This is a genomic window from Oricola nitratireducens, from assembly GCF_014904745.1.
Classification (GTDB): Bacteria; Pseudomonadota; Alphaproteobacteria; order Rhizobiales; family Rhizobiaceae; genus Oricola; species Oricola nitratireducens.
This window is the reverse complement of the sequence record NZ_JACZCS010000016.1, coordinates 1-4061: the sequence shown is the minus strand read 5'-3', so window position 1 is coordinate 4061 and position 4061 is coordinate 1. Positions and strand designations below refer to the sequence as shown.

At 65.8% G+C, this 4061-nt stretch carries 4 protein-coding genes; 3 read left to right on the top strand and 1 reads right to left on the bottom strand.

Annotated elements, in window-relative coordinates; genetic code table 11:
• Positions 1-1255 (top strand): ABC transporter permease (locus tag IG169_RS10295; protein WP_193176127.1); only part of this gene is annotated, 1255 nt, incomplete at its 5' end.
• A 3-nt stretch (positions 1256-1258) separates the two neighbouring features.
• Positions 1259-2476: an efflux RND transporter periplasmic adaptor subunit gene (locus tag IG169_RS10290; protein WP_193176126.1), complete on the top strand. Its 1218-nt coding sequence runs from the start codon at positions 1259-1261 to the stop codon at positions 2474-2476.
• On the opposite strand, the gene IG169_RS10285 is transcribed toward IG169_RS10290, so the two are convergent.
• On the bottom strand, positions 2477-3703 hold the full coding sequence (locus IG169_RS10285) for an NAD(P)/FAD-dependent oxidoreductase (RefSeq protein ID WP_193176125.1): 1227 nt from the start codon (positions 3701-3703) through the stop codon (positions 2477-2479).
• A 148-nt stretch (positions 3704-3851) separates the two neighbouring features.
• Between IG169_RS10285 and IG169_RS10280 the strand changes: the two genes are divergently transcribed.
• Entirely contained in the window at positions 3852-4046 is a 195-nt protein-coding gene (locus IG169_RS10280; protein WP_193176124.1) for a hypothetical protein, read from the top strand.
• Positions 4047-4061: the final 15 nt, after the last annotated feature.

Genomic DNA, 4061 nt, shown 5'->3' with positions numbered 1-4061 from the left:
CGCCTCGGCGGCGCTGGGCGCGATCATGAACGCGTTGAAGGCGGCCCGGATGGAGCCGGCGGTCGCGATGGTGCCGCCGCCGCCGCCGAATTTCCGCCGCGGCGTCTTCGACCGGCTGTTCACGTACCTGCGGCTGTCGCAGCCGACCATCATGATTCTGCGCGGCATCACGCGTTGGCCGGCGCGTTCGATCATGACGACACTCGGGTTGGCGCTCGCTGTCTCGGTGCTGGTCGCCTCCAGTTTCATGGAGGACTCCTTCGACAAGATCCTCGATGTCGCGTTCTTCCAGTCCAACCGACAGGACGCCATGCTGATCTTTTCCTCGGACCTGCCGCTTGGCGCCCTCGAGGACGTGAAAGAGCTTCCGGGCGTCCTGCGCGCGGAGGGCCAGCAGGCGCTGCCGGTGAAACTGACCCACGGCCATCTGGAAAAACGCGTCAGCATCGAGGCGCAATGGCCCGATTCCGATCTCAGCCGTGTCATCGACGCCGACGGCAAGGTGATCCGCGCGCCGGAGGAGGGGATCCTCCTGACCGAACGGCTGGCCGGGGAACTCGGCGTCGAGCCGGGCGACATGATCGACGTGCAGTTCCTGACCGGGCGGCGCGAACATCACCGCCTCGCCGTTTCCGGCAAGGTGACGCAGTATTTCGGCCTCAACGGCTACATGAACGCGGAATACGCCGCGAAACTGTTCCGGGAGTCGCCGCGGATCTCGGTCGCCAACATCCTGATCGACGATTCGAAGCTGGACGATCTGTACAAGAAGCTGAAAGAGACGCCCAAGCTCTCCGGACTGGTTCTGCTCAACGACATGCGCCAGACCTTCAAGGACACGATCGAGGAAAACGTCCTGATCATGGCGACGGTCTATATCGCCATCGCCGCGATGATCACCATCGGCGTGACCTATAACAGCGCCCGCATCCAGCTTTCCGAGCGTGCCCGCGAACTGGCGAGCCTGCGCATTCTCGGCTTCACCAATGCCGAGGTTTCCTACATCCTGATGGGCGAGACACTGCTGCTCGTTCTTGCCGCCCAGCCGCTCGGCTGGGCTCTCGGGGCCCTGATTGCATGGGCCATGAGCTTTGCCTTCCAGAGCGATCTCTACGCGATCCCGATCATCCTGACGCGCCGGACCTTCGGTTATGCCAGCGTCATCGCCGTTGTCGTCGCCGTCGTCTCGGTGCTCGTTGTGCGCCGCCGGCTCGATACAATGAACCTCGTCTCCGTCATGAAAACGCGGGAGTAATCCATGCCGTTCAAACTTCGCACGGTCATCATCAGCCTGGTCGCGGTCGTGGCCCTGATCGGCCTGCTCTACTACGCGTTCCGCCCCGCCCCGGTTCCCGTCGATCTGCATGTCGCGGCGCGCGGCGCGATGAGCATCACGGTCGACGCCGACGGCAAGACGCAGATCCGCGACATCTACGAGGTGTCGGCGCCGATTTCCGGCACCGCGCAGCGTTCGCCCGTCGCCGTCGGCGACAAGGTCGCGAAGGGCGAAACCGTGGTCGGCGTTGTCCGGCCGTCGGAAACCGGTTTCCTCGATACGCGCACCCGCGTCCAGGCCGAGGCCGCCGTGCGCGAGGCGCAAGCCTCGCTGCAGGTCGCCGAAAGCAAAGTGCGCCAGGCGGAGGAGGAACTGAACTACGCCATCTCGCAATATTCGCGCATCCAGACGCTGGTCGACCGCGGTGTCGCTTCGCTGACGCAATTGGAGGACGCCGCGCAGGCGAAGACGGTTCGCGAGTCCGCGCTCGAGTCCGCCAAGGCCAGCCGCGAGGCGGCCAAGAGCGCGCTCGCCCGCGCCCAGGCGGCGCTGATCGAGCCGGGTCCGCCGCAGAACGGCGGCACGGACGAAACCTGCTGCGTGCCGATCTTCGCGCCGGCCGACGGCGTCGTCCTCGATATCGTCAATGTCAGCGAGCGCCCGGTCCAGCAGGGCGCGGAGCTCTTGTCGATCGGCCAGCCCGACAATCTGGAAATCGTCGCCGACATCCTGTCGGCGGACGCGGTGCATGTGAAACCGGGCGCGCCGGTGCTGGTCGAGCGCTGGGGCGGCGGCGAAACGCTGCATGCCAAGGTGCGCGAAGTCGATCCGGCCGCCCACACCAAGGTCTCCGCCCTCGGCATTGAGGAGCAGCGCGTCGACGTCAAATTCGATTTCGAGGATGGCGACGTGATCGGCAAGGGGCTCGGCGATGGCTATGCCGTCTTCGTGCGTATCGTCACCTGGGAGGGCGAGAACATCCTGCAGGTGCCGATTTCGGCGCTGTTTCGCAGCGACGGCGCCTGGGCGCTGTTCACGGTCGAGGACGGCGTTGCGCGCCAGGTTCCGGTCGAGGTCGGAAGGCGCAGCGGCCTGATGGCCGAGATCACCTCCGGCATCGAGGAAGGCACCAAGGTCATCACGCACCCGAGCGACGGGGTGCAGGACGGCGTCGAGGTCGTCGACCGCGCGACGCTGTAGCTATCCCTGCAGCGCCTTCATTGCCGCGCGCAGGTCGAAGGCCACGTCGGCGATCTGTTCCGGCGAGATCGCCGCGCCGGCTTCCAGCAGCTTGCGGCTCATCGCGTAGGTCGCCGCATCGTTCATGCAGTCGACCGCGATGAAGCGGCCCTGGCGGAAATAGAAATGCGAGACGCTGCCCTCGCGCTTGCCATGCCGCACGACGACGGCGTCGTAGCCGCGGTTGAGCCCGGCGATCTGCAGCTTCATGTCGTACTGGTCCGACCAGAACCACGGATGCGGATCGTAGACCGTGTCGGTGCCGGCGATGTTGGCGGCGACGGCGGCGGCCTGGTCATGCGCGTTCTGCACGGATTCGAGCCGCGTCGGCATGTTCTGGAACGGCAGCACGGCGCAGTCACCAGCAGCATGGATCGAGGGATCGGAGGTCCGGCCGTGATCGTCGACGACGACGCCGACCGCGACATGCAGGCCGGCGGCCTCCGCGATCTCGACATTCGGGGCGACGCCGATCCCGACGATTGCGATGTCGAGCGGCAGTTCCTGGCCATTGGCGAGCCGAACGGCGGTCGCGACGCCGCCCGACTCGACGAGACGCTCGATCTGGGTGTCTTCCAGCACTGTGACGCCGTGGGATTCATGCAGGGCGCGGAAGGCGTCCGCCGTCTCCTTGCAGGCGACGCGCTTGAGGATACGCTCGGCGGCCTCGATCACGGTGACCTCGAGCCCTTTCTTGGCGGCTTCGGCGGCCGCTTCCAGCCCGATATAGCCGCCGCCGATGACGATCAGCTTCTGGCCAGGCTTCATCACCGCCATCAGCCCGTCGGCGTCGTCGAGCGTGCGCATCACGCGGACATTCGGCAGATCGCCGCCGATCTCGGGCGGCAGGCGCCGCGCGCTGGCGCCGGTCGCCAGCACCAGCGCGTCATAGGCAAGCCCGTCGCCGCTCTCCAGGTGGACGAATTTCTCCGTGCGGTCGATTGACGTCGCGGCGATGCCGAGCTTCAGCGCGATGCGGTTTTCCTCGTACCATGTGGCCGGGCGCAGCCGCAGCCGGTCGAGACTCATCTCGCCGGACATGTAGGCCTTGGAAAGCGGCGGGCGCTGATAGGGAATCTGGTTCTCCGCGCAGACGAGCGTGATCTCCATGTCGGCGTCGTGCTGGCGCAGCGCCGCGGCCGCCGCGACGCCCGCGTGGCTTCCCCCGATGATGACGGTGTGTGTCATGCGTCTCCCCGAACAAGAAATAGCGGTTTTTCCGTCGCTCTTCTTAGCAACATGTGTGGCCGGGTTGCGACCTCTATCGCGACGAATTTCTGCGGATATCGCGGATACCCGTCCGGAGGTCGTGCGCCCAGCATGATTGAAATGCCGCATGAAGAGCCTGAATCAGGTCTTCGGGCTGGCCCCCCAAGCGATTCAGAACACAGTCGTTTTGAAAGCCGGCCGGTCGCGGCGGCCGATCGAGATGGCCCCGGATCGTCTCGTTGCGTCGCATGTGGAGCGACATGCGGGACCGCAATGCCCGATTGTCCCGGCGGGGCTGGATTTTTACCGCCTGTTTGCCTGATAGTGGTCTTCGGGA

What these genes read in the sequence shown, in the direction of transcription:
- IG169_RS10290 (WP_193176126.1), top strand. Translation starts at nt 1,259, where the DNA reads ATGCCGTTCAAACTTCGCACGGTCATCATCAGCCTGGTCGCGGTCGTG.
- IG169_RS10285 (WP_193176125.1), bottom strand. Translation starts at nt 3,703, where the DNA reads ATGACACACACCGTCATCATCGGGGGAAGCCACGCGGGCGTCGCGGCG.
- IG169_RS10280 (WP_193176124.1), top strand. Translation starts at nt 3,852, where the DNA reads ATGAAGAGCCTGAATCAGGTCTTCGGGCTGGCCCCCCAAGCGATTCAG.